General features: G+C 70.4%; 25 protein-coding genes and 1 pseudogene. 18 read left to right on the top strand and 8 right to left on the bottom strand.

From position 1 onward, the window contains the following. Position 1: 1 nt before the first annotated feature. From FRCN3DRAFT_RS0212955 to FRCN3DRAFT_RS0212940, 4 genes are read right to left on the bottom strand one after another with little or no spacing between them, the layout of a single operon-like run. Positions 2 to 697 (bottom strand): TetR/AcrR family transcriptional regulator, encoded by a 696-nt coding sequence (locus FRCN3DRAFT_RS0212955; protein WP_007514075.1) that lies wholly within the window; start codon positions 695 to 697, stop codon positions 2 to 4. Next, positions 694 to 1446 carry a carboxymuconolactone decarboxylase family protein gene (locus FRCN3DRAFT_RS0212950; protein WP_007514074.1) on the bottom strand — a complete coding sequence of 251 codons (753 nt, stop codon included), beginning with the start codon at positions 1444 to 1446 and terminating at the stop codon, positions 694 to 696. The genes FRCN3DRAFT_RS0212955 and FRCN3DRAFT_RS0212950 overlap by 4 nt, the downstream gene beginning before the upstream one ends. Positions 1447 to 1448: 2 nt before the next feature. Then, a complete protein-coding gene (locus tag FRCN3DRAFT_RS0212945) occupies positions 1449 to 2267 on the bottom strand; it encodes an SDR family oxidoreductase (protein WP_007514072.1) in 819 nt (272 codons plus the stop codon). Further along, a complete protein-coding gene (locus tag FRCN3DRAFT_RS0212940) occupies positions 2264 to 3724 on the bottom strand; it encodes an aldehyde dehydrogenase family protein (RefSeq protein WP_007514070.1) in 1461 nt (486 codons plus the stop codon). Before FRCN3DRAFT_RS0212940 ends, FRCN3DRAFT_RS0212945 begins: the two co-directional genes overlap by 4 nt. An 87-nt stretch (positions 3725 to 3811) precedes the next feature. On the opposite strand from FRCN3DRAFT_RS0212940, the gene FRCN3DRAFT_RS0212935 reads away from it, so the two are divergent. Further along, on the top strand, positions 3812 to 4585 hold the full coding sequence (locus tag FRCN3DRAFT_RS0212935; protein WP_007514069.1) for an SDR family oxidoreductase: 774 nt from the start codon (positions 3812 to 3814) through the stop codon (positions 4583 to 4585). A gap of 356 nt (positions 4586 to 4941) precedes the next feature. Next, positions 4942 to 6183 carry an NAD(P)-binding domain-containing protein gene (locus tag FRCN3DRAFT_RS49435; RefSeq protein ID WP_007514067.1) on the top strand — a complete coding sequence of 414 codons (1242 nt, stop codon included), beginning with the start codon at positions 4942 to 4944 and terminating at the stop codon, positions 6181 to 6183. A 38-nt stretch (positions 6184 to 6221) separates the two neighbouring features. On the opposite strand, the gene FRCN3DRAFT_RS0212925 is transcribed toward FRCN3DRAFT_RS49435, so the two are convergent. Together FRCN3DRAFT_RS0212925 and FRCN3DRAFT_RS0212920 are read right to left on the bottom strand one after the other, a co-directional pair. Continuing rightward, the gene (locus tag FRCN3DRAFT_RS0212925; protein ID WP_007514066.1) at positions 6222 to 6698 is read right to left on the bottom strand and encodes a nuclear transport factor 2 family protein; all 477 of its coding nucleotides are present in this window, start codon (positions 6696 to 6698) and stop codon (positions 6222 to 6224) included. Between the two features lie 31 nt (positions 6699 to 6729). Next, positions 6730 to 7104 (bottom strand): SDR family oxidoreductase, encoded by a 375-nt coding sequence (locus tag FRCN3DRAFT_RS0212920; protein ID WP_007514064.1) that lies wholly within the window; start codon positions 7102 to 7104, stop codon positions 6730 to 6732. A gap of 607 nt (positions 7105 to 7711) precedes the next feature. Between FRCN3DRAFT_RS0212920 and FRCN3DRAFT_RS0212915 the strand changes: the two genes are divergently transcribed. From FRCN3DRAFT_RS0212915 to FRCN3DRAFT_RS0212900, 4 genes are all read left to right on the top strand, one after another. Beyond that, positions 7712 to 8506 (top strand): alpha/beta fold hydrolase, encoded by a 795-nt coding sequence (locus FRCN3DRAFT_RS0212915; RefSeq protein WP_007514062.1) that lies wholly within the window; start codon positions 7712 to 7714, stop codon positions 8504 to 8506. Positions 8507 to 8692: 186 nt separating this feature from the next. After that, the gene (locus FRCN3DRAFT_RS44295; RefSeq protein WP_035927703.1) at positions 8693 to 9265 is read left to right on the top strand and encodes a hypothetical protein; all 573 of its coding nucleotides are present in this window, start codon (positions 8693 to 8695) and stop codon (positions 9263 to 9265) included. Continuing rightward, positions 9217 to 9639, top strand: coding sequence for a HipA domain-containing protein (locus FRCN3DRAFT_RS51385; RefSeq protein WP_083401870.1), 423 nt, complete (start codon positions 9217 to 9219; stop codon positions 9637 to 9639). The genes FRCN3DRAFT_RS44295 and FRCN3DRAFT_RS51385 overlap by 49 nt, the downstream gene beginning before the upstream one ends. Before the next feature lie 105 nt (positions 9640 to 9744). Continuing rightward, positions 9745 to 11055 (top strand): IS256 family transposase, encoded by a 1311-nt coding sequence (locus FRCN3DRAFT_RS0212900; RefSeq protein WP_007507620.1) that lies wholly within the window; start codon positions 9745 to 9747, stop codon positions 11053 to 11055. A 123-nt stretch (positions 11056 to 11178) separates the two neighbouring features. Here the strand turns inward: FRCN3DRAFT_RS0212900 and FRCN3DRAFT_RS0212895 are convergent. After that, a pseudogene (locus tag FRCN3DRAFT_RS0212895) lies at positions 11179 to 11406 on the bottom strand (DDE-type integrase/transposase/recombinase); the annotation flags it as partial. Positions 11407 to 11644: 238 nt separating this feature from the next. Between FRCN3DRAFT_RS0212895 and FRCN3DRAFT_RS0212890 the strand changes: the two are divergent. The 5 genes from FRCN3DRAFT_RS0212890 (at position 11645) to FRCN3DRAFT_RS0212870 (ending at position 16234) form a co-directional block, all read left to right on the top strand. After that, on the top strand, positions 11645 to 12640 hold the full coding sequence (locus FRCN3DRAFT_RS0212890; RefSeq protein WP_007515386.1) for an ABC transporter substrate-binding protein: 996 nt from the start codon (positions 11645 to 11647) through the stop codon (positions 12638 to 12640). A 2-nt stretch (positions 12641 to 12642) separates the two neighbouring features. Beyond that, a complete protein-coding gene (locus tag FRCN3DRAFT_RS0212885) occupies positions 12643 to 13704 on the top strand; it encodes an ABC transporter permease subunit (RefSeq protein WP_007515387.1) in 1062 nt (353 codons plus the stop codon). Beyond that, positions 13704 to 14495 (top strand): ABC transporter ATP-binding protein, encoded by a 792-nt coding sequence (locus FRCN3DRAFT_RS0212880; RefSeq protein ID WP_007515388.1) that lies wholly within the window; start codon positions 13704 to 13706, stop codon positions 14493 to 14495. Before FRCN3DRAFT_RS0212885 ends, FRCN3DRAFT_RS0212880 begins: the two co-directional genes overlap by 1 nt. A 123-nt stretch (positions 14496 to 14618) precedes the next feature. Then, positions 14619 to 15815 (top strand): alpha-hydroxy acid oxidase, encoded by a 1197-nt coding sequence (locus tag FRCN3DRAFT_RS0212875; protein WP_007515389.1) that lies wholly within the window; start codon positions 14619 to 14621, stop codon positions 15813 to 15815. Beyond that, positions 15809 to 16234 carry a RidA family protein gene (locus tag FRCN3DRAFT_RS0212870; RefSeq protein ID WP_007515390.1) on the top strand — a complete coding sequence of 142 codons (426 nt, stop codon included), beginning with the start codon at positions 15809 to 15811 and terminating at the stop codon, positions 16232 to 16234. The genes FRCN3DRAFT_RS0212875 and FRCN3DRAFT_RS0212870 overlap by 7 nt, the downstream gene beginning before the upstream one ends. 27 nt (positions 16235 to 16261) lie before the next feature. On the opposite strand, the gene FRCN3DRAFT_RS0212865 is transcribed toward FRCN3DRAFT_RS0212870, so the two are convergent. Next, complete coding sequence (locus FRCN3DRAFT_RS0212865) at positions 16262 to 16987, bottom strand: TetR/AcrR family transcriptional regulator (RefSeq protein ID WP_232794026.1); 726 nt, start codon at positions 16985 to 16987, stop codon at positions 16262 to 16264. 206 nt (positions 16988 to 17193) lie between these two features. Between FRCN3DRAFT_RS0212865 and FRCN3DRAFT_RS0212860 the strand changes: the two genes are divergently transcribed. The 7 genes from FRCN3DRAFT_RS0212860 to FRCN3DRAFT_RS0212830 all read left to right on the top strand — a co-directional run bounded on the left by FRCN3DRAFT_RS0212860 (position 17194) and on the right by FRCN3DRAFT_RS0212830 (position 23463). After that, on the top strand, positions 17194 to 18309 hold the full coding sequence (locus FRCN3DRAFT_RS0212860) for an SAM-dependent methyltransferase (RefSeq protein ID WP_007515392.1): 1116 nt from the start codon (positions 17194 to 17196) through the stop codon (positions 18307 to 18309). Further along, positions 18306 to 19730: an FAD-binding oxidoreductase gene (locus FRCN3DRAFT_RS0212855; RefSeq protein WP_007515393.1), complete on the top strand. Its 1425-nt coding sequence runs from the start codon at positions 18306 to 18308 to the stop codon at positions 19728 to 19730. The genes FRCN3DRAFT_RS0212860 and FRCN3DRAFT_RS0212855 overlap by 4 nt, the downstream gene beginning before the upstream one ends. A gap of 93 nt (positions 19731 to 19823) precedes the next feature. Then, complete coding sequence (locus FRCN3DRAFT_RS0212850) at positions 19824 to 20768, top strand: prephenate dehydratase (protein WP_007515394.1); 945 nt, start codon at positions 19824 to 19826, stop codon at positions 20766 to 20768. A 48-nt stretch (positions 20769 to 20816) separates the two neighbouring features. Beyond that, positions 20817 to 21074: a hypothetical protein gene (locus FRCN3DRAFT_RS54020; RefSeq protein WP_007515395.1), complete on the top strand. Its 258-nt coding sequence runs from the start codon at positions 20817 to 20819 to the stop codon at positions 21072 to 21074. A gap of 34 nt (positions 21075 to 21108) precedes the next feature. Beyond that, positions 21109 to 21486: a chorismate mutase gene (locus FRCN3DRAFT_RS0212840; protein ID WP_007515396.1), complete on the top strand. Its 378-nt coding sequence runs from the start codon at positions 21109 to 21111 to the stop codon at positions 21484 to 21486. A gap of 139 nt (positions 21487 to 21625) precedes the next feature. Then, positions 21626 to 23116, top strand: a complete 1491-nt coding sequence (locus FRCN3DRAFT_RS0212835; RefSeq protein ID WP_051466861.1) for an MFS transporter — start codon at positions 21626 to 21628, stop codon at positions 23114 to 23116. Next, positions 23113 to 23463: a YciI family protein gene (locus tag FRCN3DRAFT_RS0212830; RefSeq protein WP_007515398.1), complete on the top strand. Its 351-nt coding sequence runs from the start codon at positions 23113 to 23115 to the stop codon at positions 23461 to 23463. Before FRCN3DRAFT_RS0212835 ends, FRCN3DRAFT_RS0212830 begins: the two co-directional genes overlap by 4 nt. The last annotated feature ends 124 nt before the right edge of the window (positions 23464 to 23587 follow it).

The following is a 23587-nucleotide window of genomic DNA, read 5'->3' as shown; positions in this document are numbered from 1 at the left end:
TCTAGTGAGGCGCCGTCTGCTGCGCGGGTTCCGGAGTAACCGTCGTGGGCGGCCGGGCGAGGAATCGTCGAGTTTCGGAGGAAACCGGTGCGGTCAGGAAGCCGGTGAAACCGTCGAGGGTTGTGGTGACGAACAGGCCGAAGGGGATCACCTTCTGTTGTCTGTTGATGGCGCGTTCCCGTTCGGCCGCGGCGTTGAGGCTGAGGTTCTGCACCTGTCCGACCCGGATGGCCAGTGTCGGTTCGCCGATGTCCGGCAGTAGCCGCCGCACGTCGACGAGGAACTCTTCCCGCGATTGGCGGATGTCGGGCTGCGTGGCGAAGAGCCGCCAGGAGTCCGCGCCTCGCTGTAGCTGTTCGACGAAGGAGACGTAGGAGTTGCCCGGCGATTCCGCGAGTTCGAGGACGGGCAGCAGGTGGGCTTCGAGGCGGGCGCGCAGGTCATCCGGGTCGACGCGTTCCTTCAGCAGCGCGCGTCGTTCGAGGAGGTGCGGAAGGCGGTAGGCGAAGATTGCCTCTATCAGCCGGTCCTTGGTGCCGAAGTGATAGTTGACAGCTGAGCTGTTGGCCGACCCCGCCGCGGTGCCGATCTGTCGCAGGGACACGCCGGCGATGCCGTTCTCGGCGAACAGCCGCTCGGCGGTGGCCAGGAGCTGCAGCGCCGTCGCGTTGAGCGGGGTGGTGGCTGGGTGGGTCACGCCTTGCCCAGGCGCCAGCGTTCAGCGGCGTCCTGGAGTGCCTCGCCCTTGGCGAAGCCGTAGTACGCGCTGAACTGCAGGCAGATCTCCTGCATCTCGTCGTAGGTCACGTCGCCAGTCTCTAGCGCGGAACCCACGTGCGAGAGGATCGGCGCGGGCGAGTCGGACAGCCCGACACACGGGATGGTCACGAGCCGCCGGTCTCTACGTGACAGGTCCGGGCGGCGCCACACGTGCCCGAAGACGAAGTTGAGGATGCCGGCATAGAAGTATGGGGAGTCCGACGGGGGAGCCGGTACGACGTTGACGTCGGCGAACTCCCATTGGCCGTCCAGGATCCGTTGCGCAGGATCGGCGGGACCGAGATCTTCCGGCGTTCGCGTCGGCCACGGCGGCGTCTGCTCGCCGCGCTCCGCGTGGATCCGGTGCCACTGCGTGCGGACCGTCATCTCCAGGTGCGAGCCCTTCGGCCATCCGCAGTAGACCGCGAACTGCAGGGTCACCTCGTTCATCTGCTCGATCGTGAGGTCGCCGCTGCGAAGTGCCGCGTAGACATGGTCGTCGATCGGCTTGGGTGCGTCCGCCGCCGCGACGCAGGCGAGGGACACCAGCCTGCGGTCGCGGATGCTCAGGCCGGGACGGTTCCAGACGTTCCCGAAGAGGAATTCCCGGCTCGCGGCCTCGAACGGCGTCTCGACCGCTGGCGGGTCGATGGTCATGACGGTGCGGTAGACCTCGTCGGGAGTCATGGTCAGTCCTCTCGGTCGGCGGTCTGCTCGGTGATGCGCGCCTGCAGGTAGGCCTCGATGTCTCGCGCCCGCTCGACGAGCTCGGCCTCGACGTCCGGCACGGTGGTTACGAGGAACCGGCCCAGCGTGACAGCGTCCGCGGTCAGCTCGGCGACCCGCTCCGCCGTCACGATCTCGTGCTCAGGAGCGCGAGGCCTGGTGGAGGTCTCCCCGTAGACCCGGAACCCTTCGGGCATGTTGGTGATCACTCCTGATGGACAGAGGCAGGTGACACCCACCCCCCGCGGACCGAGATACGACGCGAGAGCCTCCGACACGCCGACGACCGCGTGCTTGCTCGCAACGTACGGCAGCCGGTCGAAGCCATAGGCGAGCAGTCCGGACGCCGACGCGGTGTTCACCAGGTGGCCGCTGCCCTGCTCGATCAGCAGGGGCAGGAACACCCGGTTGCCGCGGGCGATGCCCATCAGGTTGACGTCGAGCACCCACTGCCAGGCCTCGTCGGGCAGTGACTCGGGCGCGCCCATGGCGAGCACCCCGGCGTTGTTCATGACGAGGTCGACCCGGCCGAACCGCGTCAACGCGGCTTCGCGCAGTCGCACGAGATCGTCCTCGCTGGTGACGTCGGCACGGACGGCGACGGCCGCGCCGCCGGCGGCCTCGACCTCGGCGGCGACGGCATCCGCGCGGTCGGCATCGAGGTCGCTGATGGCGACCCGGGCGCCACGGCGGGCGAACTCCAGCGCGCTCGCGCGGCCGATGCCGCTGCCGGCTCCGGTGAGGACGGCGGTTGCTCCGTCCAGCTTCAGCGGAATCGTCATGCGATGGCCACCGCCTTGGTGCGGACGAACTCGAGCAGGCCCTCGAGGCCACCCTCGCGGCCGTAGCCGGAGATGCCCACGCCACCGAACGGCAGCTCGCATCCCAGGACTGGCGACGCACCGTTGACGTAGACGCCCCCGGCGTGCAGCTGGGTCGCGAGGCGGTTGATCCGGCGTACGTCCTTCGTGTACGCGTAGGAGGCGAGCCCGTATTCGGTCGCGTTCGCCAGCGCGACTGCCTCGTCCTCCGAGGCGAAGCGCATCAGCGAGAGCACGGGACCGAAGACCTCGACCTGACCGAGCTCGCTGGCCGGATCCACCTCGCCGAAGACGGTCGGCTCGACGAAGAAGCCGTTGGCAAGGTCGCCGCCTGGGACACCGCCGCCCAGCAGGAGCTTGCCCGCGCCCTCCGACCGAGCGCGCTCGATCATCCCCACGACGCGTTCCTGCGCGGCCTTCGTGATGACGGGGCTGATCGTCGTCGTGGGGTCGAACGGGTCGCCGCACCGCATCGTGCTCACCAGCGCGACGACCTTGTCGACGACCTCGTCGTAGATGTCCTCGTGCACGAGCATGCGGGTTGCGATCGCGCAGCCCTGGCCGGCGAGCGTGCCGAGGACGCTGTAGCTGTTGATCATCGCCGCGGCGTCGAGGTCGGCGTCCGGGAAGACGATGTTGGCGGACTTGCCGCCGAGCTCGAGGACGGCCGGCTTGAGCGATTCCGCGCAGGCCGCGAGGATCTTCCGGGCCGTGGCCGGACCGCCGGTGAAACTGATCTTCTGCACGAGCGGGTGGCGGACCAGCGCGTCGCCTGTCTCGGCCCCACCGAGCAGCAGGTTGACGACACCCGCGGGGATGCCCGCCTCCCGGATCAGTGCCATGAGCCGCTCGCACGCGTACGGCGTGAGCTCCGACGGCTTGAGGACCACCGTGTTCCCGGCAGCCAGCGCGGGAGCAAGCTTCATGCCGACTGAGAACAGCGGGCTGTTCCACGTCATGATGATCGCAACCACGCCGTAGGGCTCAGGGACGGTGTACGCGAGCTCACGCGACTGCCCCGGGACCGAGGTCACCCGACCCTCGATCTTGTCCGCCCAGCCCGCGTAGTAGGCCATGTACTGCGCCATCACACTGACGGCGAGTTGGCCGTTCCCGAGCGTCATGCCGTTGTCGAGCACCGCGAGCCGGGCCAGCTCATCGCCATCGCTGCGCATCAGCTCCGCGAGCCGCAGGAGGACGGCTGCCCGGTCCGCGGGCTTCCACGCCCGCCACGCGCCGAGCGCGTCTTGCGCGGCGCTGACCGCGGCGTCGACGTCATCGCGCCCCGCGAGCGGGACCGGCCCCTGGACCTCGCCCGTCACCGGGAAGACGTGGTCGTGCACCCCACCCGTGCCGTGCGGGCGCGCTTCCTCTCCGATGTGCAGATGCACCGCTGGGACCGTGCGATCGATCGTCATGCCGACCTCCTCCTGCCTACCTAACGCATGTGCATTTGAGGCGACACTAGTTGACTTAGACCTGATGCGCATGCGTTAGTCGATGGCATGACTCCCACCGAGCTGTTCGACCTGACTGGCAAGGTCGCGATCATCACCGGGGGCGCCGGCGGCATCGGCGTCGTCTATGCCCGCGCGCTCTGCGAGGCCGGAGCGTCCGTCGTCCTCGCGGACCTCGACCTCGAAGCGGCCACGTCGACCGCGAAGACCCTGACCGACAGCGGGTTCCACGCCGCCGCCGCGCACGTCGACGTCGCCTCGGCGCAGTCGGCCCAGGCGATGGCGACAACCGCGGTCGAGGCCTTCGGCGGGATCGACATCCTGATCAACAACGCCGCGATCATGACCAACCTGCCCCCGTACGGCCTGTCGAACATGCCGGTCCCCGAGTGGGACCGCGTCGTGGACGTCAACCTGCGCGGCCCGCTGCTGTGTACCCAGGCAGTGCTCGAATCGATGACAGCCCGCGGCGGGGGCCGGATCGTCAACGGCCTGTCCGCCGGCGCCTTCATCGCCGGCGGGATCTACAGCGTCTCGAAGTACGCGCTGCACGGCCTCACCGTGAACCTCGCCTCCGAGCTCGGCGGACGCGGTATCAACGTCAACGCGATCGCACCCGGGCTCGTCGACAACGACAGCGGATACGTGAGCCTGCCGAAGGACTCAGCCCTCCGGAACGCTCTCTACTCGGGCATCCCCGGCAAGAAGTCCGGGCCGCCCGAGGACCTGATCGGCACCCTTCTCCTGCTGTGCTCGAAGGCAGGCGACTGGATCACCGGCCAGACCATCCTGGTCGATGGCGGCTGGATTTCCCGGCTCTGATCAAGAGGGAACGCCTGCGTCCGCATCACCGGCAGGGCCGCGCCGCAGCCGTCCTCGAGGGTTCGGCCGACAACACCCGGGCGCGAGGTCGTTCGCGGCGACTACCGCGTGGGCCTGCCGGCGCCTCCCACTGAACCTTTTCCATTTGTGCGTCTCCTTGCCCACGGCGGGCCCTATCCGCCAACGGCAATGGAAAAGGTTCACCGTTTGTGCTCTTGTTCGACAGGACAGTCGCCCGACGATTGGTTGGATATGACAGCAGAACTGGCAGAGACGATCACGGCCGCCCCTGATGGCGGTTTCGGCCTCGACCGGAACGCATGGACGGCCGCCGGTGACGGATCCGGGAGCACGGCATGAAGATCGGATTCTTGGGCGTGGGAAGCATGGGCCGGCCCATGCTGGAGCAAGTTGTCAAGGCAGGCTTCCAGGCGTCGTTCTACGCCCGCCGGCCCGAGGTGGTGCGCGAGGTCGAGGCATCGGGGGCGAGCAGCGTACCGACGCCTGCCGCGCTGGCGGCCACCAGCGACGTGGTCGTTGTGTGCGTCTTCTCCGACCAGCAGATACATGAGGTGTGCGGGGGCGACGAGGGGCTGCTCGCCTCGATGCGTCCCGGCTCCGTCGTGGTGATCCACACGACCTGTAGCCCCGACACCGCGCCCGCGCTCGCGGAGACCGGGCGATCCCGTGATATCCGGATCCTCGACGCGGCCTTCAGCGGCGGTCCGGCGGACGCCGCGGCGAGCCGGGTGACGCTGCTGGTCGGCGGTGAGCCCAGCGTTCTGGAGGCGGTCCGGCCTGTGCTGGCCGCCTATGCCAACCCGATCCTGCACGTCGGCGGACTCGGTGACGGCCAACGGGTGAAGCTGGTCAACAACGCGCTGTTCGGGGCGAACGTCGGCCTGGTGGCGGAAGCGGAACGGGTGGCTCGGGAACTTGGGCTCGACCCAGCGAAAGCTCTCGACGCGATCAGCCACTGCAGCGGGAACAGCTATGCCCTCGGCGCGGTGCGCGCGCTCGGCTCGTCGGCTCGCCTCCAGGAAGCTGCCGGCCGTTACATCACCAAGGACGTCGCGACCGCCAAGGCCCTCGCCGCCGCCGCGGGCACGCAGCTTGGGCTCCTGGCGACCGCCGCGGAGTCCGGTCAGCAGCCTGTTTCACCCTCCGTGCAGGCGCTATGGGACATCGAACAGATCAAGCAGCTCAAGGCACGGTACTTCCGCTACCTTGACCTGAAGAACTGGGACGCGTTCCGCGACCTGTTCACCGCGGACTGCAAGCACTACCTCCCGATCGAAGGGGAGAAGCGCTTCCAGCTCAACCAGGAGTACTTCGAATCCACCATCCCCATGCTAGACAACGGCGTGACGACCCATCACGGCCACATGCCAGAGATCACGTTGCTCAGCGACACCGAGGCCGAAGGCGTCTGGTCGATGTTCGACTACGTCCAGCTGGACGGACCTCAGGGCAGACTGAGCCTCAAAGGCTACGGCCACTACATCGAGACGTACCGGAAATGCCCGGACGGGCACTGGCGGATCAGCTCCAAGCGCAACAATCGGCAACGCTTCGACCACAGCGCGGCGGATGGATGAAGCCCGGACGTCGCGGCTATCGTGAGCGCCCCGACCATCTACTGGCAAGCGACCGATGAGGGCGGGCACGCGGACCGTTGGCGTACACGTCGGCTGTAGTCGACGCGAAGCCGGTGCAGCCGCAGCAAACTGATCCGCCACTGGCCGTCCGAACCCTTGCGGTATTCCTCGTGGTAGTGGCCGAAGCCCTTTAGCTGGATCGACCGGTCCGGGGTGCGGAGCTGGACGTAGTCGAACATGGCCCAGACGCCACGGGCGGTGTCCGACCCGGTGACGTCGATCTCCGGCATGTGCCCGTGATGGGTGGTGACCGCGCCGGTGAGCATCGGGACGATCGCGGCGAGGAACTCCTCCCGGCTGGTGTAGATGACGTCCGGAACGTCCTGTACCCAGAGGTTGAGGTCCGGGGTGAAGACCTCGGCCCAGTCGTCCCACTTCTTGGTGTCCAGCAGCCGGAAGTAACGGGCCTTGAGCTGCTTGATCTTCTCGATCTCGACGAGGGTGCCGGCGTCCACGGCTAACTCCCCTCCTGTAACTCCTCCTGGCTCACCGGGCCGGCTCCGTCACATCGTTCGAGCCGGTCATCCGGTCATACGTGGCGACGAACGCCTGCTGGCGCCGGACCAACGCATCCCGGTAGCCACCGTGTGTCACGATGTACGGCTCGTTGCGCGCGAGATCGTCCAGCAGGTTGCGGACCGCGAACTCCGGCGTGACGACGTTCGTCGTGTCGTCCATGTCGCGGCTGGCGAGCATCGCCGCGACATCCTCGTTCCGCAGCAGGGACGGTCCCAGCTGTGCTGGTCGGGCCAGCCTGCTGCTTTCCAGGTGACGGGTGGACATGCTGGCCGGGAACAGGATCGACACCCCGATCCCCTCCTGCTCGAGTTCCATCCGCAGCGTCTCGCCGAAGCCGACCACCGCGTACTGCTGGTGGTGTGGGCGCCGAGGCGGACGCCGGGGTTGAGCACGCTGGAGGAAGCGGTGCCGAAGTCCGTGGCGTTCCGTCATCGACGCCCATCCGCTCCCTCCAACACGATCAGACTCCAGCGCTGGCGGCATCCACCACAATCCGCGCCTCAAGACCACATGTCGCCGCGCGAGACTTTCTGGTGGAGACGCCCGAGATGGCGGAGCATCGACCACGTCCTGGGCGACCTGGCCCACGCCCGAAGGGACGACGAGGCCGCCGAGCCCCTGGGGCCGTTAGCCAGGCAGGAGCGGGACTGGCTGCCCGTGGCCGGATCGAGCCGCTCTCCCGCCCTCCGACTATTGCATATTGGATACGTTTGCTCGACACTCGTACGGATGCTGAACCGGCACTGACGTCGGGGGCAGGTACCGATGGAGAAGTTCGGCGGGCGCGTCGCGGTCATGACCCGCGCCGCAAGCGGCAAACGGCCTCGGCATGGCCGACACCCTCGGCGCGTCCGGGGTGAAGGTCGTCCTGGCTGACGTACGGGAGGAACCTCGCCGGCGCACGGCGCGGGAGCCGGCGTCGACGCGAGCGTCGAGGACAGGAGTGGATGTGGCATTCGCCGACCTCGGTGATGCGCAGCTGTTCTTCACCGACGAGGGGACCGGCAGCCCGCCGATGCTCTTCGTGCACGGGTACACCTGTGATTCGCACGACTGGACCTGGCAGCTGCCGCACTTCGCGGCCAGGCATCGGGTGATCGCCCTGGATCTCCGAGGGCATGGGCACTCCAGCACCCCCGAGGGCGGCTATGAGCCGCGGGTCTTCGCGGACGACGTGGCTCGCCTCGTCAAGCATCTCGGATGCGGGCCGGTTGTCGCCGTGGGCCACTCGATGGGCGCCCTCGTGGTCAGCGCCCTCGCCGTCGAACACCCAGAGATGGTCCAGGCGCTGGTCGCCGTCGATCCCGGCTATCTCGTCGATGACGCACTCGTCGAAGCCATCCCCGCCCTCACGGCCGTCATGGATGCCAGCGATCCTGTGCCATTCGTCCAAGGCCTGCTGGGCGCGAGCGACACCCCGGCGTCAGTTCCCGCGCTTCGCGCCTGGCACCTTCGCCGGGTCGCCGGCATGCCCAACCACGTTCTCCGCGACACACTCACCAACATGGCTGCCGGGTCCGAGGTGACGTCGATGCGCTCCAGCGGGGAGCGCTACCTACGACGGCGACGCTGTCCAGTGTTGTCGTTCTACGCCGACCCTTCGCGGGTGTCCGTGGAGACGACGCTGTTCGCCGATGCCAGCTCCAAGGCCGTCTCCTGGGAAGGATGTGGCCACTGGCTGCACCAGGAACGCCCCGCCGAGTTCAACGCGCTCGTGGACACCTGGCTAGAGTCCATCGCCTGATCCATGGGCGCCTGCCGGCGGGCGATCCGGCGGCTTCGGCACAGCGCGGTTACGGCCAGTGGCCGGTCCTGTCTGACGGCGGCTTCTCCTTCGCCCTGGTCAGCCTTTGTACCGGACCTGTGGGGTGCAAGTAGGCGATCAGGGGCGCTGAGCTGGGCGAACAGCACGGCGGGGATCATGGTGGACATGGTGTCGACGGTCGTGCTCCTGCTGATCCGTAGGCTGCCCGGCGTGGCCGGTCTCGGTGGCCGGCCGGACGAGAAGGACATCGAGATCGCCGTCCTGCGCCACCAGCTGGCGGTCCTGCATCGCCAGCTCGCCCGGCCGCGGTACACCTCATCCGATCGGATGCTGCTGGCCACCTTGGCCCAGCTCCTGCCCCGACCGCGCTGGTCGGCGTTCCTCGTCACCCCTGCCACCCTCCTGCGCTGGCACCGCGAGCTGGGCCGCCGACGCTGGACCTACCCGCAGCCGCATCGTGGTCGCCGACTTGAGGAGGCCACGGTGCAGCTGGTGCTCCGCCTGGCCCGGGAGAACCCCCGCTGGGGCTACGTCCGCATCGTCGGGGAATGCAGCAAGCTGCAGGTCCAGGTGTCAGCCACCTCGGTCCGCAACCTCCTGCGCCGCCACGGCCTCGGTCCGGCACCCCGCCGCGGCGCCGGGCCAAGATGGTCACAGTTCCTGCGTAGCCAGGCCCGCGGCGTGTTGGCCTGCGACTTCCTCACCAACGACACCGTGGCCTTGGCAACATCGCCATAGGCAACGTCGACGCACATGCCAAGAACCTCTCGATCCTGCACGCGACAGATGATCCAGCGGTACGCCTCGCACCGCTGTACGACGTCCTGTCCACGATCGCCCTCGAACTCCGCGACCACCTCGGACAACCGATGCGAGCCGAAACCCGCATGGGCCAACGCGTCGGCGGCCAGACCGACATCCAGCAGGTGACCACTGTCCACCTCATCGACGAAGCCACCAGATGGGGCCTACGACGGCGCGCCGCGTCGACCATCGTCACCGACACACTCGACCGGATCCTGGCGACCATTCCCAGCACACCCGGCGACGAACGAGTCCTGGCCATCATCAAGCAACAGGCCGAACGCGTCCGCCTCGACAGCAGGAGCTGACACCCTCTACCGACCACGTCCATGGCCAGCCGAAGGGCCTGTAAGAACAACGGTGTAACTCCCCTGTGACACTCTGTGCATCTGTGCAGGTAGAGGAGACACCAGATGACCGACACGATGGCTGACACGGCGGCTGGGGCGATCCCGGTCAGACCGGTGGATGGCGATGGGGCGCCGGCGGGCGTGGTCGTGGACGAGGCGCTCGCGCAGAGCCTCGTGGAGAAGGCCCGGGTTGAGGGGCTGTCGCTGACGGGGCCGGGCGGGCTGCTGGGCACCCTGACGAAGATGGTCCTGGAGAAGGCCCTCGCCGCCGAGCTGAGCTCGCATCTGGGCTACGAGGCCCACGACCCGGCCGGCCGTGACGGCGGGAACTCCCGTAACGGCACTCGAACGAAGACCGTGGTCACCGAGATCGGACCGGTCGAGATCGACGTGCCCCGTGACCGTGACGGCACCTTCACCCCGACGATCGTCGCCAAGCGCCAACGCCGCCTCGGCGGGGTCGAGGACCTCGTCGTCTCGCTGGTCGCGAAGGGACTGACGACCGGCGAGGTCCAGGCGCATCTCGCCGAGATCTACGGCACCACCGTGTCGCGCCAGCAGGTCTCGGACATCACCGACAGGGTCATCGAGGGCATGGAGGCCTGGCGCGCCCGCCCCCTGGACGCCGTCTACGCCGTCGTGTTCATCGACGCCATCATGGTGAAGATCCGCGACGGGCAGGTCGCGAACCGGCCGATCTACGCCGCGATCGGCGTCACCGCCGACGGCGAACGCGACATCCTCGGCCTCTGGGCCGGCACCGGCGGCGAAGGCGCCAAACACTGGCAGCTTGTCCTGACCGACCTGAAGAACCGCGGCGTCGCCGACGTCCTCATCCTCGTCTGCGACGGCCTGACCGGCCTACCCGACGCCGTCGCCCAGGTTTGGCCCGACACCATCGTCCAGACCTGCATCGTGCACCTGCTCCGCAACTCGTTCAGATATGCGTCCAAGAGGGACTGGCCCGCACTCGCCCGCGACCTCAAGCCCGTCTACACCGCCCCGACCGAGGCGGCCGCGCTCGACCGGTTCGCCGACTTCTCCGCGATCTGGGAGAAGAAATACCCCGCGATCATCCGGCTCTGGGAGAACGCCTGGGCCGAGTTCGTCCCGTTCCTGCGCTTCGACGCCGAGATCCGGACCGTCATCGCCACGACCAACGCGATCGAGTCGCTGAACTCCCGGTTCCGCCGCTCCGTCAAGGCCCGCGGCCACTTCCCCAACGAACAGGCCGCACTCAAGCACCTCTACCTCACCGTGACCAGCCTCGACCCCACCGGACGCGGCCGGGCAAAGTGGATGATCCGCTGGAAGGCACCGCTGAACGCCTTCGACCTCGCGTTCGACGGGCGCCTCACCGCCGGCCGAAAGTAGCAACTCAATAACAATCCGTTACACCGTTAACTTGACAGTCCCCAGCCGAATGCCAACCAGCGACGGCGGGGCTGTTGCGTTTGGGCGGAGTCGGGACGCGTTGGACCGTCGCTGGCTCGCTGGTCAGATGGCGTGAGCGAGTTCGGTGAACGCCGTCGCGAGCCGCAGCTGTGGGTCGGCGTCGGTGGCGAGTTCGTAGTGGCCGCGGCGAATGTTCTGGATCAGGGCGTGTCCAGTGCTGATCGTCTGGGCGGAGCGTAGGCGTTTGAGCCCGCGCATCGGCCGCAGCCGGGCCTTGAGCTGGGTTGGCTCAGACGGGATGTAGGACAGTCCCCACGCCTCCGTGACCAAGACGGCATCCGGACCGGGCGAGCCGCGTCCCCGTGCCCTCGGCAGACGGTCACCGTCAACGCCGCCTACGCGTTAGGAACGCCGCCTTCATTACACAGAGTCGCCGGAGTTGAATCGATGCTCACAGTGAGTACACCAGCCCACAGAGTCGTTACCAGAACGATCAGAAACCTTTATCGGTAAGAAACACGAGGTTCCCAACCTGACCTGAGAAGAACTTCTCAGATTGGGAGGTCGGATGAAGCTGGGGACATCGCGTCGCCGCCGGATGGCCGGCGCGCTACTGGGCGCGATCGGCATGATCGGTGTGATCGCCGGTTGCGGGAGCTCGTCCGGATCGACGACCTCGTCGAGCGCCGGTTCGGGCACGGTCAAGGTCAACATCTTCGAGGTCGCGCAAGCCGACGTCGTCACCACCCTGGAGACGGCGTTCAAGAAGGAGCTCACGGCCAAGCTGGCCGGACGGACGGTCAGCTACAGCGTCAGCAACGCGAACGGCGATCCGTCCCTGATCCAGAGCATCGCCCGCAACCTTTCCCGGTCCAATTCCTCGCTGATCGCGGTGATCGGCACTCCGGCCGTCATCGCCATGGCGCAGCAGGACAAGACGCATCCGATCATCGCGCTGGCGATGGGGGATCCGGTCGGCGGCAAGGTGGCCGACAGCCTGGACCGCCCCGGGCGCAATGTCACGGGCACTATCGACTTCGTCGACCCCGCCGAGCTCCTCGGCGAGCTGGCCAAGGTCACCCCGGCGCCGAGGCGGATCGGGACGATCTACGATCCGTCGAACGAGAACAGCCAGGTCTGGGTCGCGCAGCTGCGGACGGCGATCAAGGCGCGGCCCGGTCTCTCACTGGTCGAGGCAACCGTGGCGGGCGCCGGTGACGTGCAGAGCGCCGCCCGATCCCTGGTCGGCCGGACCGACACGATCCTCGTCGGACCCGATGCGGCCGTGGCGTCGGGCATCGCGGCGGTCGGCGCGGTCGCCCTGTCGAACAAGATCCCGCTGTACCTGACGTCGGGAGACGCGACCACGAGCGGGGTGCTGGCCACGCTGGGGCCGAGTTACGCAGACCTAGGTTCGCAGGGCGCCGACGTCGCCGTGAAGGTCCTCGACGGTGCCCAGCCGGCGGCTACCCCGTTCGGCCGGCCGGGTGCGCTCGAGTGGGACGTCAACCATTCGACGCTCGGCGCGCTCGAGGTCACCATGCCGTCCGCGGCGATGGGTTAGCCATGCGATTCCTCGTCACCGACACCCTGATCGCCGGTCTGCCGCTGCTGCCGGTCGTCATGGGCATCTACCTCGTCGTCCGCATCAGGCAGGACTTCGACCTCACCGTCGACGGCAGCTTCACTTTGGGCGGCGCGATCACCGCTGTGCTACTCAATCACGGACTGGGCGTGCCGCTGGCGATGCTCGTGGCCGTGGCCGGGGCCGCCGCCGCGGGGCTCGTCACGACCGGGCTGCACCTGGCGTTTCGCATCCCGGTCATTCTGGCCGGGCTGGTCATGAGCATCGGCATGACGACGCTGAACCTGCACGTGCTGGGACGGCCGTCGATCAGTCTGGACAGCGGCCGGACCCTGTTCGGTGGACTGATCGGCCTGGCTCCGGACGTTCAGGACTGGCTGACGATCGCGATCCTCGCCGCGTTCGCCGCCGTGTTCCTCGCCGCCGTCGGTTACCTGTTGCTCACCGAGATCGGTCTGGCGTTGCGGGCCACCGGGGTCAACCCCCGGATGGCCCGGGCTCAGGGCGTCGACGACCGGCGTTCGCTGGCGCTGTGCCTGGCGCTGGCCAACGCCAGCGCCGGATTGTCGGGCGCGCTGACCGTGCAGTCCCAGGGCTTCTCCGATTCGTCGACGGGCACGGGCACACTGCTGGCGGGTGTCGGCGCGGTGATGCTCGGTGAGCTGATCGCCCGGCCGGGCGGGGCGTCCCGGGTCGGCCGGGTGATCGCCGCCGTGGTCGCCGGCACGTTGCTGTACCGGTTGATCCTGGTCGGCGCGCTGCGGGCCGGGTTGCAGGCGACCGACCTGTCCGGCATCACCGCACTCACCCTGGTCGCGGCGGTCGCGCTCAACCGTTACCTGCCCGAGATCGGCCGAGCGCTGGGCCGGTTCGGCGCGGGCGGCCGTCTCGGCAGCCGGGCGGTGGCGTTGGACGGCCCGAGGACCGCCGCCGTGGCGGGTGGCCGGCCGGTGGCCGACGACGGTCCGACTGTCCCTCCTGCCCGCCAGCCCGCCGCCGCCGGGCGGGCCTCGGCCTCGGCGACGATGAAGGAGGCTGGCTGATGCTGAGGCTGGACGGAGTGCGCCTGGTCCACGGCGCGGGCACCCCGACGGAGGTCGTCGCGCTCGACCACGTCGACCTGGAGATCCCGGCTGGTCAGTTCGTCACCGTCGTCGGCAGCAACGGCGCCGGCAAGAGCAGCCTGGTCAACGTGGTGGCCGGGGTCTACCGGCCGACCCGGGGGCGGGTGCTGCTCGGCGGCCGGGACGTGACGCGGCTGGCGGTCCACGCCCGCGCCGGCGCGGTGGCCCGCGTCTTCGACGACCCACTCGCGGGCACCGCGCCCGATCTCTCCCTGGCCGACAACCTCGCTCTCGCCGCCGCCCGCGGCCGTCGGCGGCGGCTGTCGCCCGCGGTCACCCCGGGCCGGCGCTCGGGCATGCGCGAGGACCTCGCCGTGCTCGGCCTGGGCCTGGAGCGCCGCCTCGCCGACCCGGTGACGCTGCTGTCCGCAGGGCAGCGGCAGAGCGTGACGATGCTGATGGCCGGCCTACGGAAACCCAAGCTCCTGCTGCTCGATGAGCACCTGGCGGCGCTGGACCCCAGGACCCGTACGCGGGTCCTCGACCTCACCCTCCAGATGCACGAACGACTGGGCTGCGCCTCGATGATGATCACGCACAGCATGCGCCACGCGATCGAGGTCGGCGACCGGCTGTTGGTGATGTCGCGCGGCCGGGTCATCTACGACGTGGCCGGGCCCGCTAAGACGGCGCTGACGCCGTCCGACCTGGTCGACATCGTGTCCGGGCTCGGGGACGCCCCGTCGGACCGGCAGCTGCTCGCGGGGTGATCGGGCCAGCCGACAGAGATCGAGCTCTACCGAAGCGGCGGCCGGGACGCAGGCCGTCCGCGCGGCGACGTCCTGATCGCCCGGCACGGCCGCCGATCAGACAGGAGTGGAGTGGAGTGACACGTGACAGCCACTGACGCCTCGACCCAGGCCGCGGTCCCGCCGGCGCGGCCCGCCCGGCCGCGGGACGCGACGGCCCCGACCGGGACCGACCCGAGCCCGTTCGTCTCCTTCACCTCAGCCGACCGGTTCGCCACGGTCGGGGAGATCTACGAGGAGGCCCGTCGCGCGCTGCCCCCGCAGGTGTGGGACTTCCTCGACGGTGGTTCGGGCGGCGAGCAGACGCTGCGGGCCAACCTGTCGTCGTTCGAGCAGTGGGCGGTGCTGCCACGGCTGATGACCGGGGCCGGCGAGCCGGACCTGGCCCGCACCTTCCTCGGCATCGAGCTGTCGATGCCGGTGCTCACCAGCCCGTTCGGCGCCGACCGGCTGATGCACCGGGACGGCCAGCTCGCCGTCGCCCGGGCGAACGCCAAGGCCGGCGTGGCCTCGATCGTGCCGGAGGCCGGGTCGTACTCCTGGGAGGAGGTGGCGACGGCGGCGCCGGGCGCCGCGCGGATGGCCCAGCTGCACCCGATGGGCAACCCGGCGAACTTCGCCGCGATGCTGCGCCGGGCCGCCGCCGCGGGTTTCAGCGCGCTCTGCCTGACGCTGGACTGCCCGACGGCCGGCTGGCGCGAGCGCAACATGCGCAACCGGTTCGACGTGGCCGTCGACGTGGTCAGCGGCAACTACCCGCACGCCGGTCCGGCCGACCTGGCCGACACCCTCGGCCAACTGTTCGTCCGCCGGGAGCCGATCTGGACCTGGGACGAGCTCGCCGGGCGGATGGCGGACTCGCCGCTGCCCTGGATGGCCAAGGGCATCCTCACCGGTTCCGATGCCGAGGCGGCCGTGCGGGCCGGAGCCGCCGCGGTGCTGGTCAGCAACCACGGCGGCCGGCAGCTCGACACGGTGCCCGCGGCCCTCGACCAGCTTCCGGAGGTCGTCGCGGCGGTCAGCGGTCGGGTGCCCATCGCGCTGGACTCGGGGATCCGCCGCGGGAGCGACGTCGTCAAGGCACTGGCGCTCGGCGCCGACGTCGTCGTCATCGGCCGCGCCGCGGCGATGGCGCTCGCGGCCGGCGGCGAGGAAGGCGTCGGCCGGCTGCACGAACTGCTACGCGAGGAGATCTCGACGACCATCAAGCTTCTCGGAGCAAGCGGCGTCGACGAGCTGACCGACACGATGATCAGACCGTCGGCGGCGTCGCGATGGTGATCGGCGCGAGGACCGGATCCGTCGACCGGCCACGCTCGACCAGGACGACCGTGCCGCTGCCGCCCGGGCTCGCCGGCCTGGCCCCGATCAGCGCCGCGGTGCGGGTCGATGACCTGGTCGTGCTCTCGGGCTGCGTCGCCCTGGACCCGGCGACCGGCCGGCCGCGCGGCAGCACGACGGTGAGCCAGGCGCGCGACATCTTCGGCCAGATCGCCGAGGTCCTGGACCGGGCGGGTGGCCGCCTCGCCGACGTGGTGCGCTGCGTGTGCTACCTGACCGAGGCCGCCGCCGCGCCGGAGCTCGACGTCGCGTTCCGGGAGGCCTTCCCGGTCGACCCGCCGGCCCGGACGACCGTGGTCTGCGGGCTGGTGCGGCCCGGCCTGCTGGTGGAGATCGAGGCGACGGCCGTGCTCGGCTGAGCGCCGGGGCGGCCGGGTAGCCGAGTGCTACTCGGCCGCCCCGGCGGGCCGGCCGAGGGCGCGCAGCACGCTGCCGGTCAGCTCGGCCGCGATGCGCGCGGACGGCCAGCTCAGGCTGTCGTGCAGATCGACGACCACCCGCTCGTCGAACACGGTCACCCAGATGAGCACCCCGTACTCGGCGGGCCCGGGAGGAATGAAACCGGCCTCGGTCAGCGCGGCCAGCAGCGGCGCGAGCGCCCCGAACAGCCGGCCGATCACCGGGTCGTCCGCGCGCAGCCGCTGCAGGAAACCGCGGGAGGACCGGACGTGCACCACGGCCGGCCCCCAGCTCACGGCCTCGCGGACCCACAGCTCGCACACGGCGACGAAACGGCGCAGCACATCCGGCGCGGCCGGCACCGCCTCCATGTGGCTGACCAGGGTCTCCACGAGCTGCGTGTAATAGGCGTCAAGGGCCGCGTCCACGTCCGGGAAATGTCGATAGGCAGTGGCGGTCGACACACCGGCCTCGGCCGCGAGATCCACGAGGCTGAACCGCCCGCCGTGTTTCGCGAGCAATCGCTCGGCCGCATCCAGAAGATCCCGCCGGCTCGCCAGGTAATCCCGCCTGATCCGGCGGCTGCCCGGTTCCTCGCCGCGGATCGAACCGCTCGCCGTAGGCGTGTGAACCACCCTTTCCATCGTCCAGTCCCGCCGAAACGAGGCAGAAATATGCACCAAGTGTAACATGCCGATATAGAATGTTAACATTCCTTCGCTTGACACTCGGCGGCCGCCGTCCGCACCATAAATGAAAAGACATTCTCAGTTCGTTGGTCCGATTCTCGTTCGGTCAACGCCGAACCGCGGCACGCAATAGGCGCCTGCGGTGAACGCTCCGTTGTCGTGCTCATATTCGCGACGACCCACCCCTGGTAATCCCCATTCCCCCACCGGCTCCCAGCGAAGGAATTGCTATGTGCGCCTCCCTTTCGCCACAGCCCGCTCCCTCGGCGGCCCCCGCCGCGCCGCCGCCCGCGACCATCGGCCCGGTGGCCGACATCTTCTCCTCCTACGTGGCCGCCAGCGCGATCTCAGCCGCCGTCGAGCTCGGCCTGTTCGACACGCTCGCCGACGGCGGCACCTGTCGGGCAGACGACCTGCGCCGTGGCGGCGAGCCGGTGTCGCCCTGGGTCGCGCGCGCCCTGCTCAACGCGCTGGCCTGGGCCGGCATCGTCGAGCTGGACACCTCGGACCCGGCCCTGCTGGTCCGGCCCGGTCCGCGCTTCGCCGACGCGTACGAACTGCGTGGCTACTTCTACTGGCTGGTGCGCGGCAACGGCGAGGTGTTCACCTACGCGGCCGACCTGGCGCCCGACCGGGACGAGGTCACCTATCACCGCGACATGCGCGCGGTGGCCCTCAGCTCCCGGCTCATGGGCAACGGCGAGGTCGAGCCGCTGTTCGACCGCGTCCTGGGCGGCCTCGAGCTCACCCGGGTCGCCGACCTGGGCTGCGGCTCGGGTGGGCGCCTGGTCCGGATCATGAAGCGGAATCCCGGGGTGACCGGGGTGGGCATCGACCTCGCCCCCGCCTCGGTCGAGCTGGCGGGGCAGGTCATCGCGGCCGAGGGCCTGGCCGACCGGCTCAGCGTGCGCCAGGGCGACGTCCACCGGCTCACCCCCGCCGACGACCTGTCCGACGTCGACGTCGTCACCTGCGTGTTCATGGGCCACGACTTCTGGCCGCGCGAGTCGTGCGTGCGGGTGCTGACCAACCTGCGGATCGCCTTCCCGAACCTTCGGACGATGCTGCTCTGCGACGTTGTCCGGTCCGAGGACACGCCCGGGCCGGACACGCCCATCTTCCGGCTCGGCTTCGAGGCCGCCCACGCGCTCATGCACACCTACCTGCCGACCGAGGCCGAGTGGGGCGAGGCATTCGCCGAGGCCGGCTGGACGCCCCGCGCGGCCCACCACACCGTCGCCCCACCCGGCGGCGTCCTGTTCGAGCTCGTCCCGGTCGCGCCGGCCGGCGCCGCCTCCGTGGACGTCGTGCAGGCCGTCACCGAGACCGTGTCGGCCGCGCGGTGACCACCGTCAGCCGGCCGGCCAGGGTGGTCCCGGACGCGGACGCCCTCGCCGAGCTGGCCGCCGGGCTCGCGGGCACGGTGTCGACCCGGCCCGCCGACCTCGACACCCACGGCCGCGACGAGAACCACCTGGACAGCATCCCGCCGCGAGCGGTGGTGTTCGCCGAGACCCGTGACGACGTCGTCACCACGATGCGATGGTCCGCCCGCCACGACGTGGCGCTCATCCCGTTCGGTACCGGCACCAGCGCCGAGGGCCATGTGGTGCCACTCGGCGGCGAGGTGAGCCTCGACGTCTCCCGGATGAACCGGCTTGTCGCGCTGTGCCCGGAGGACTTCCGCGCGGTCGTCCAGCCGGGCCTGACCAGGAACGGGCTCAACTCCCGGGCGAGGGAGTTCGGGTTGACGTTTCCCGTCGACCCGGGCGCGGACGCGAGCCTCGGCGGGATGGCGGCGACCAACGCCAGCGGCACGACCACGATCCGCTACGGCGGCATGCGGGCCAACACTCTGGCCCTGGAGGTCGTGCTGGCCAGCGGTGAGGTGCTGCGGCTGGGCCGGCCGGTCCGCAAGTCGAGCAGCGGCTACGACCTGCGCGACCTGTTCATCGGCTCGGCGGGCACCTTGGGCGTCATCACCGAACTCACCGTCGCGCTGCACCCCGTACCCGAGGAGATCGCGGTTCTGCGGGCGTTCTTCCCCGACGTCGCCGCCGCGGTGGCCGGCGCCTTCGCCGCGGTCGGGACCGGGCTGCCCATCGCCCGCCTCGAGCTGCTCGACGAGATCACCGCCGGCCTGCTCGCCCAGGACGTGCCCGGCCTGGTCCCGGACGCCCCTGCCCTGTTCGTCGAACTGCACAGCTCCACCGCGGCCGGCCTGGCCACCGAGCTGGACATCGCCCGCCGAGTCCTGCTCGACGCCGGCGCGAGCACGGTCGGCACGGCGACCGCGCAGGCGGAGCGGGAGGCCATCTGGGAAGCACGCCACCGCCTGTACTGGTCGATCCGCCGGGCCTTCCCCGGCCGGCGATACCTGATCACTGACACGGCTGTGCCGCTGTCGGCGATCGTCGAGCACGCGCAGGTGATCAGCGAGCTGCGCGCCGATCTCGGGCTGGACGTGGTCACCACCGGTCACGTCGGCGACGGCAACATCCACACCGTCGTCGCGGTCGCCGAGGGCCAGGACGCCCCCGCCGCGCTGTTCTCGGACCAGCTGGTCCGCCACGCGCTGCGCGTCGGCGGCACCTGCACCGGCGAGCACGGCATCGGCCTGAGCAAGCGCCAGTACCTGACCGCCGAGCACGGCGACGCGGCCCTGTGGATGGCCCGTATCAAGGACCTGTTCGACCCGGCCAACGTGCTCAATCCAGGGAAGGTCGTCGGGCCCGACCTGCTGTCGGACGCGCTGGCGGCCCGCTAGTCGCCCGAAGGCCTCACCCAATAGCCGGGGCCGCCCCCGGCGGCACCGGCGGCGTCGACCCGTCCCGCGCGTGGAGACCTCCAGGAGTCGGCCGTGACCACCACACTCGATCCCGCCCCAGCCGCGTCCGTCGCCTACCTCGGACCGGCGGGTACCTTCACCCACCGCACCGTGCTGGCCGATCCGGCCCTGGCCGCGCTGCGGCACGTCCCCTGCGCCGACCCCGACGAACTCATGGCCCGGCTCAGCGACGGCTCGGTCACCTACGGCGTGCTGGCCTGGGAGAACTCGGTCGCCGGCCTGGTCGGGCCGACGGCCGACCTGCTCGCCGGCCTGGGCACCGGAAAGGCCGTGGACCCGTCCGAACGAAGCCAGGTCCGCCTGCACCGCGACGTCGTCATCCCGGTCCGGTTCCAGCTCGTCGGCCGGCACGGTGCCAGCCCCGAGGCACTGCGCACGGTCTCCTCACATCCGCACGCGCTCGACCAATGCCGTGCCTGGCTGGCCGAGCACGCCCCGCGGTCCAGCCTGGTCCCGACCCCGTCCACGACGGCCGCGCTCGAGCTCGCCCTGGGCGACCCGACCGGCCGAACCGCCGCGGTCACGCCAAAGGCGGGCCTCGCCGCCCCGCGGCTCAGCGTTCTGGCCGACGACATTGGGGAGACCGCCACAGCGGAGACCCGGTTCGTCGTCCTCGGCCGCGACGAGCCGGCCCGCACCGGACGCGAGCGGACGGTCATCGCCTGCTTCCAGCGGCGCGACCGGCCCGGATCGCTGATGACCGTCCTCGAACCGTTCGCCCGCGCCGGCATCGACCTGCTCCGGATCGAATCCCGGCCGACCCGCGACGGGCTGGGCCGCTTCTACTTCCTCATCGAGTGGCACGGCCATCCCGACGACCCGCCGCCACGGGCCGTGCTGCGCGAGCTGGCCGAGCACGGCGTCCGGGTCCGCGTCCTCGGCACCTTCGACGAGCCCGCCCCGAGCCGCCCCACGCCCAGCCGGCCCACGCCCAGCCGGCCCAGGAAGGCCGGGTGACCAAGGTGGACGCATCCCCGGGCTCGTTGGGACCGCGGCGCCTGGGGCGTGCTGCTGATCATCAGCCTTCTCTCCGGGCGACTCGTCGAACGGTTCGGCCCCCGCACGCCGGCCCGCGGCGTCGCGTTGCTCGGCGGCATCGTCGCCGGCTCCCACTCGGTCGCCGCGGGCACGCGGGTCGGACTGGCCGTGGCCGCGGCCGCCTACCTGCTGGCCGCGCTGGTCTGCGGGGCGCTGCCAGGCCGGCTGGCCCCGCCGAGACCGGCAGTCACGAACGACGACGAAGGAGACACACCATGCGCTTGAAGACCGGCCGCACCTGCTCTCGGGACGTGCCGCGGTGACCGCCGGCGAACTCGACGCGCGACCGCACCCGGCACCTAGCCGGTCTTGGCCGACCGGCCTCGACCTGCTCGGCCCCGAGACCCCGGACATCTCCACGATCGACTCGGTGACTGAGGGTCGCGAGATCATCGACGAGCTCGACGACCTGATCCGCGACGTGATCGTGCTGCGGCGTCGGGTGGCCTGGCGGATACAGAAGCTGCGGATGACCGCCGGCGGAGGGCGGATCGAGATGACCCGCGAGTACGAGGTCACCCGCAGATTCCTGGACGCGCTCGGCCCAGCCGGCAGCGAGGTCGCGGTGGCGTTGCTTCTGCTGTGCCGGGGACCGGCCCCGTCGGTCGACGTCCGTCCGTCCACCGAACATGACTAGGCGCGATGATGATCAGATGGCTTGCCACCCGGTCGCACCGTCCGTGCCGCGCTCGCCGCTGGGATGGCCGGGATGGACGCAACACCGGGGAGATCGCGCCGGCCCGAACGGTGCCACGCCGGCCATGGTCGGTCAGCCGGTGAGCCTGCGGACGCCCAGCACAGCGGCGGCGACCGCCGTGGGCGGGAACGCTGGCGCCAACCAGTCCGTGGCTGGACGCTGGAGCCGCCGGGACTGGTCGGTGCTGCTCGTCACCTGCGTCGGGCTGTTCGTCACCCAGCTGGATCTGACCGTCGTCAACGTGGCGGTCGGCGCGATCGGTCGCCGGCTGCACGCGTCCACCGGCGCGGTCACCTGGGTGGTCGACGGGTATTTCGTGACGTTCGCCGCGTTCATGATCGGTTTTGGCGACGTCGGCGACCTGTTCGGGCGCAGGCGGGTCTTCCTGGCCGGGCTGGCCGGCTTCGCGGCCGCGTCGACTGGTTGCGCGGCCGCGCCCGGAGTCGGCTGGCTGATCCTGTTCCGCACCTTGCAGGGCGTCGCCGGCGCTGCCGTCCTCGTGTCTTCGCTCGCCATCCTCACTGACGCCTTCGACGGGACCGACCGCACCCGCGCGATCGGCGTGTGGTCGGCCGTGGCCGGCATCGCCCTGGTCGTCGGTCCACTCGTCGGTGGTCTGGTCGTGGACGGACTGGGGTGGCGGTGGATCTTCTGGATCAACGTGCCGATCTCGTTCGTGAGCATCGCGGCCGGGCGCAGGGTGCTGCGCGAGTCGCGTCGCGGCGGCCACGACCGCCACCTCGACCGCGGCGGCCAGATCCTCGCCGTGCTCATGCTGGGCGCCCTGGCCTGGGGGCTGTCCGAGGCAGCCGCGGAGCCCGGGTCGGTCATCGGATGGCTGGCGCTCGGCGCCTCGGTCCTGCTCGCGGCGGGATTCGTCGCGGTGGAGCGCCGGTGCGCGACGCCACTCGTGCCACTGTCGGTGTTCCGTTCGCGAACCTTCCGGGGCGCCAACCTCGCCTCGCTGCTGGTCAACTTCGCGACTCTCGGCCTGCTTTACCTGCTCAGCCTCGATTTCGAGCATGTGGACGGCCGGTCAGCCACCGCTACGGGCGTCCGCATCGCTCCGCTGTTCGCGGCCTATGCCGCCGTCAGCATGCTCGCCGGGCGGATCGCCGACCGGTTCGGCCAACGCGTCCCGGGGACGCTTGGCGGCTTGGCCGCCGGTACGGGTGTCGCGCTCGTCGCAGCCGACCGGGCGTCGGGAGTCGCTGCCACCGCCGGTCTGGTGCTCGCGGGCGTGGGCATCGGGCTGGCGCTGCCGGCGGTGGTGTCGACCGCGGTCGCGGCCGTCCCGGGAGCGCGGGCCGGCCTAGGGTCCGGGCTGAACAACACCGCCCGCCAGATCGGCGGAACCCTCGGCATCGCGCTGCTCGGCGGAGTAGTCGCGGGCGCGGGAAGTGAGCGGGCGGGTATCGGCCGAGCGCTCATCGCGGTGGCGGCCGCCTATACCGTCGCGGCCGCCCTCGCGGCTTCGACCCTGCGGCGCCCGGCCCCCGTTCGGGGCGGCCCCGCGCACGTCCCGAGCCCCGGTGGTAGCGACGGTCATCACGGAAGGCAGCAGCCATGATCGTGCTAGTTCTGTGCCGCGACCGGACCGGCACCCAGGAACTCCGCCGCGCGATCAGGCCCGCGCACCTCGAGTACATGATGGCCGCCCGGTCGAGGCTGGTCTTCGGTGGCCCGCTGACCGCCGAGGACGGGCTCGCCATCGGTGCGGTGTTCGCCCTGCGAGTGGCCACTACGTCCGAAGCCTCGCGGTTCCTCGCGGGCGAGCCCTACCACCGGGCCGGGGTGTTCGAGTCCGTCGTCGTCCATCCCATGCGACAGATGGTTCCCGAGGACCCACCCGGGCTGCTCGACGCCGAGCTGGACCGGGCTCGGGCGGCGGCAGCCGACGCCACCATGTCGTCCTAGGCGCCGCCCGGAGCCGAAACCGCGTGCTGTTCATTGCGGCAGCCACGGAGCGGACAACACCGTTCCGCTCGAGCCTCCTCGGCTATCCGCGAATAGCGCCTTTCCCGCGTTAACTGACACGCCA

This window comes from Pseudofrankia saprophytica, assembly GCF_000235425.2.
Lineage (GTDB): Bacteria > Actinomycetota > Actinomycetes > Frankiales > Frankiaceae > Pseudofrankia > Pseudofrankia saprophytica.
Note: the sequence above shows the minus strand (reverse complement) of the source record. Positions and strands in the feature narration are given on the sequence as shown.

Excerpts from the sequence above, each read along its gene's own strand:
- FRCN3DRAFT_RS0212950 (WP_007514074.1), bottom strand. The coding sequence starts at position 1,446 with ATGACTCCCGACGAGGTCTACCGCACCGTCATGACCATCGACCCGCCA.
- FRCN3DRAFT_RS0212945 (WP_007514072.1), bottom strand. The coding sequence starts at position 2,267 with ATGACGATTCCGCTGAAGCTGGACGGAGCAACCGCCGTCCTCACCGGA.
- FRCN3DRAFT_RS0212940 (WP_007514070.1), bottom strand. The coding sequence starts at position 3,724 with ATGACGATCGATCGCACGGTCCCAGCGGTGCATCTGCACATCGGAGAG.
- FRCN3DRAFT_RS0212935 (WP_007514069.1), top strand. The coding sequence starts at position 3,812 with ATGACTCCCACCGAGCTGTTCGACCTGACTGGCAAGGTCGCGATCATC.
- FRCN3DRAFT_RS49435 (WP_007514067.1), top strand. The coding sequence starts at position 4,942 with ATGAAGATCGGATTCTTGGGCGTGGGAAGCATGGGCCGGCCCATGCTG.
- FRCN3DRAFT_RS44295 (WP_035927703.1), top strand. The coding sequence starts at position 8,693 with ATGGTGTCGACGGTCGTGCTCCTGCTGATCCGTAGGCTGCCCGGCGTG.
- FRCN3DRAFT_RS0212900 (WP_007507620.1), top strand. The coding sequence starts at position 9,745 with ATGACCGACACGATGGCTGACACGGCGGCTGGGGCGATCCCGGTCAGA.
- FRCN3DRAFT_RS0212890 (WP_007515386.1), top strand. The coding sequence starts at position 11,645 with ATGAAGCTGGGGACATCGCGTCGCCGCCGGATGGCCGGCGCGCTACTG.
- FRCN3DRAFT_RS0212885 (WP_007515387.1), top strand. The coding sequence starts at position 12,643 with ATGCGATTCCTCGTCACCGACACCCTGATCGCCGGTCTGCCGCTGCTG.
- FRCN3DRAFT_RS0212880 (WP_007515388.1), top strand. The coding sequence starts at position 13,704 with ATGCTGAGGCTGGACGGAGTGCGCCTGGTCCACGGCGCGGGCACCCCG.
- FRCN3DRAFT_RS0212870 (WP_007515390.1), top strand. The coding sequence starts at position 15,809 with ATGGTGATCGGCGCGAGGACCGGATCCGTCGACCGGCCACGCTCGACC.
- FRCN3DRAFT_RS0212865 (WP_232794026.1), bottom strand. The coding sequence starts at position 16,987 with ATGTTAACATTCTATATCGGCATGTTACACTTGGTGCATATTTCTGCC.
- FRCN3DRAFT_RS0212860 (WP_007515392.1), top strand. The coding sequence starts at position 17,194 with ATGTGCGCCTCCCTTTCGCCACAGCCCGCTCCCTCGGCGGCCCCCGCC.
- FRCN3DRAFT_RS0212830 (WP_007515398.1), top strand. The coding sequence starts at position 23,113 with ATGATCGTGCTAGTTCTGTGCCGCGACCGGACCGGCACCCAGGAACTC.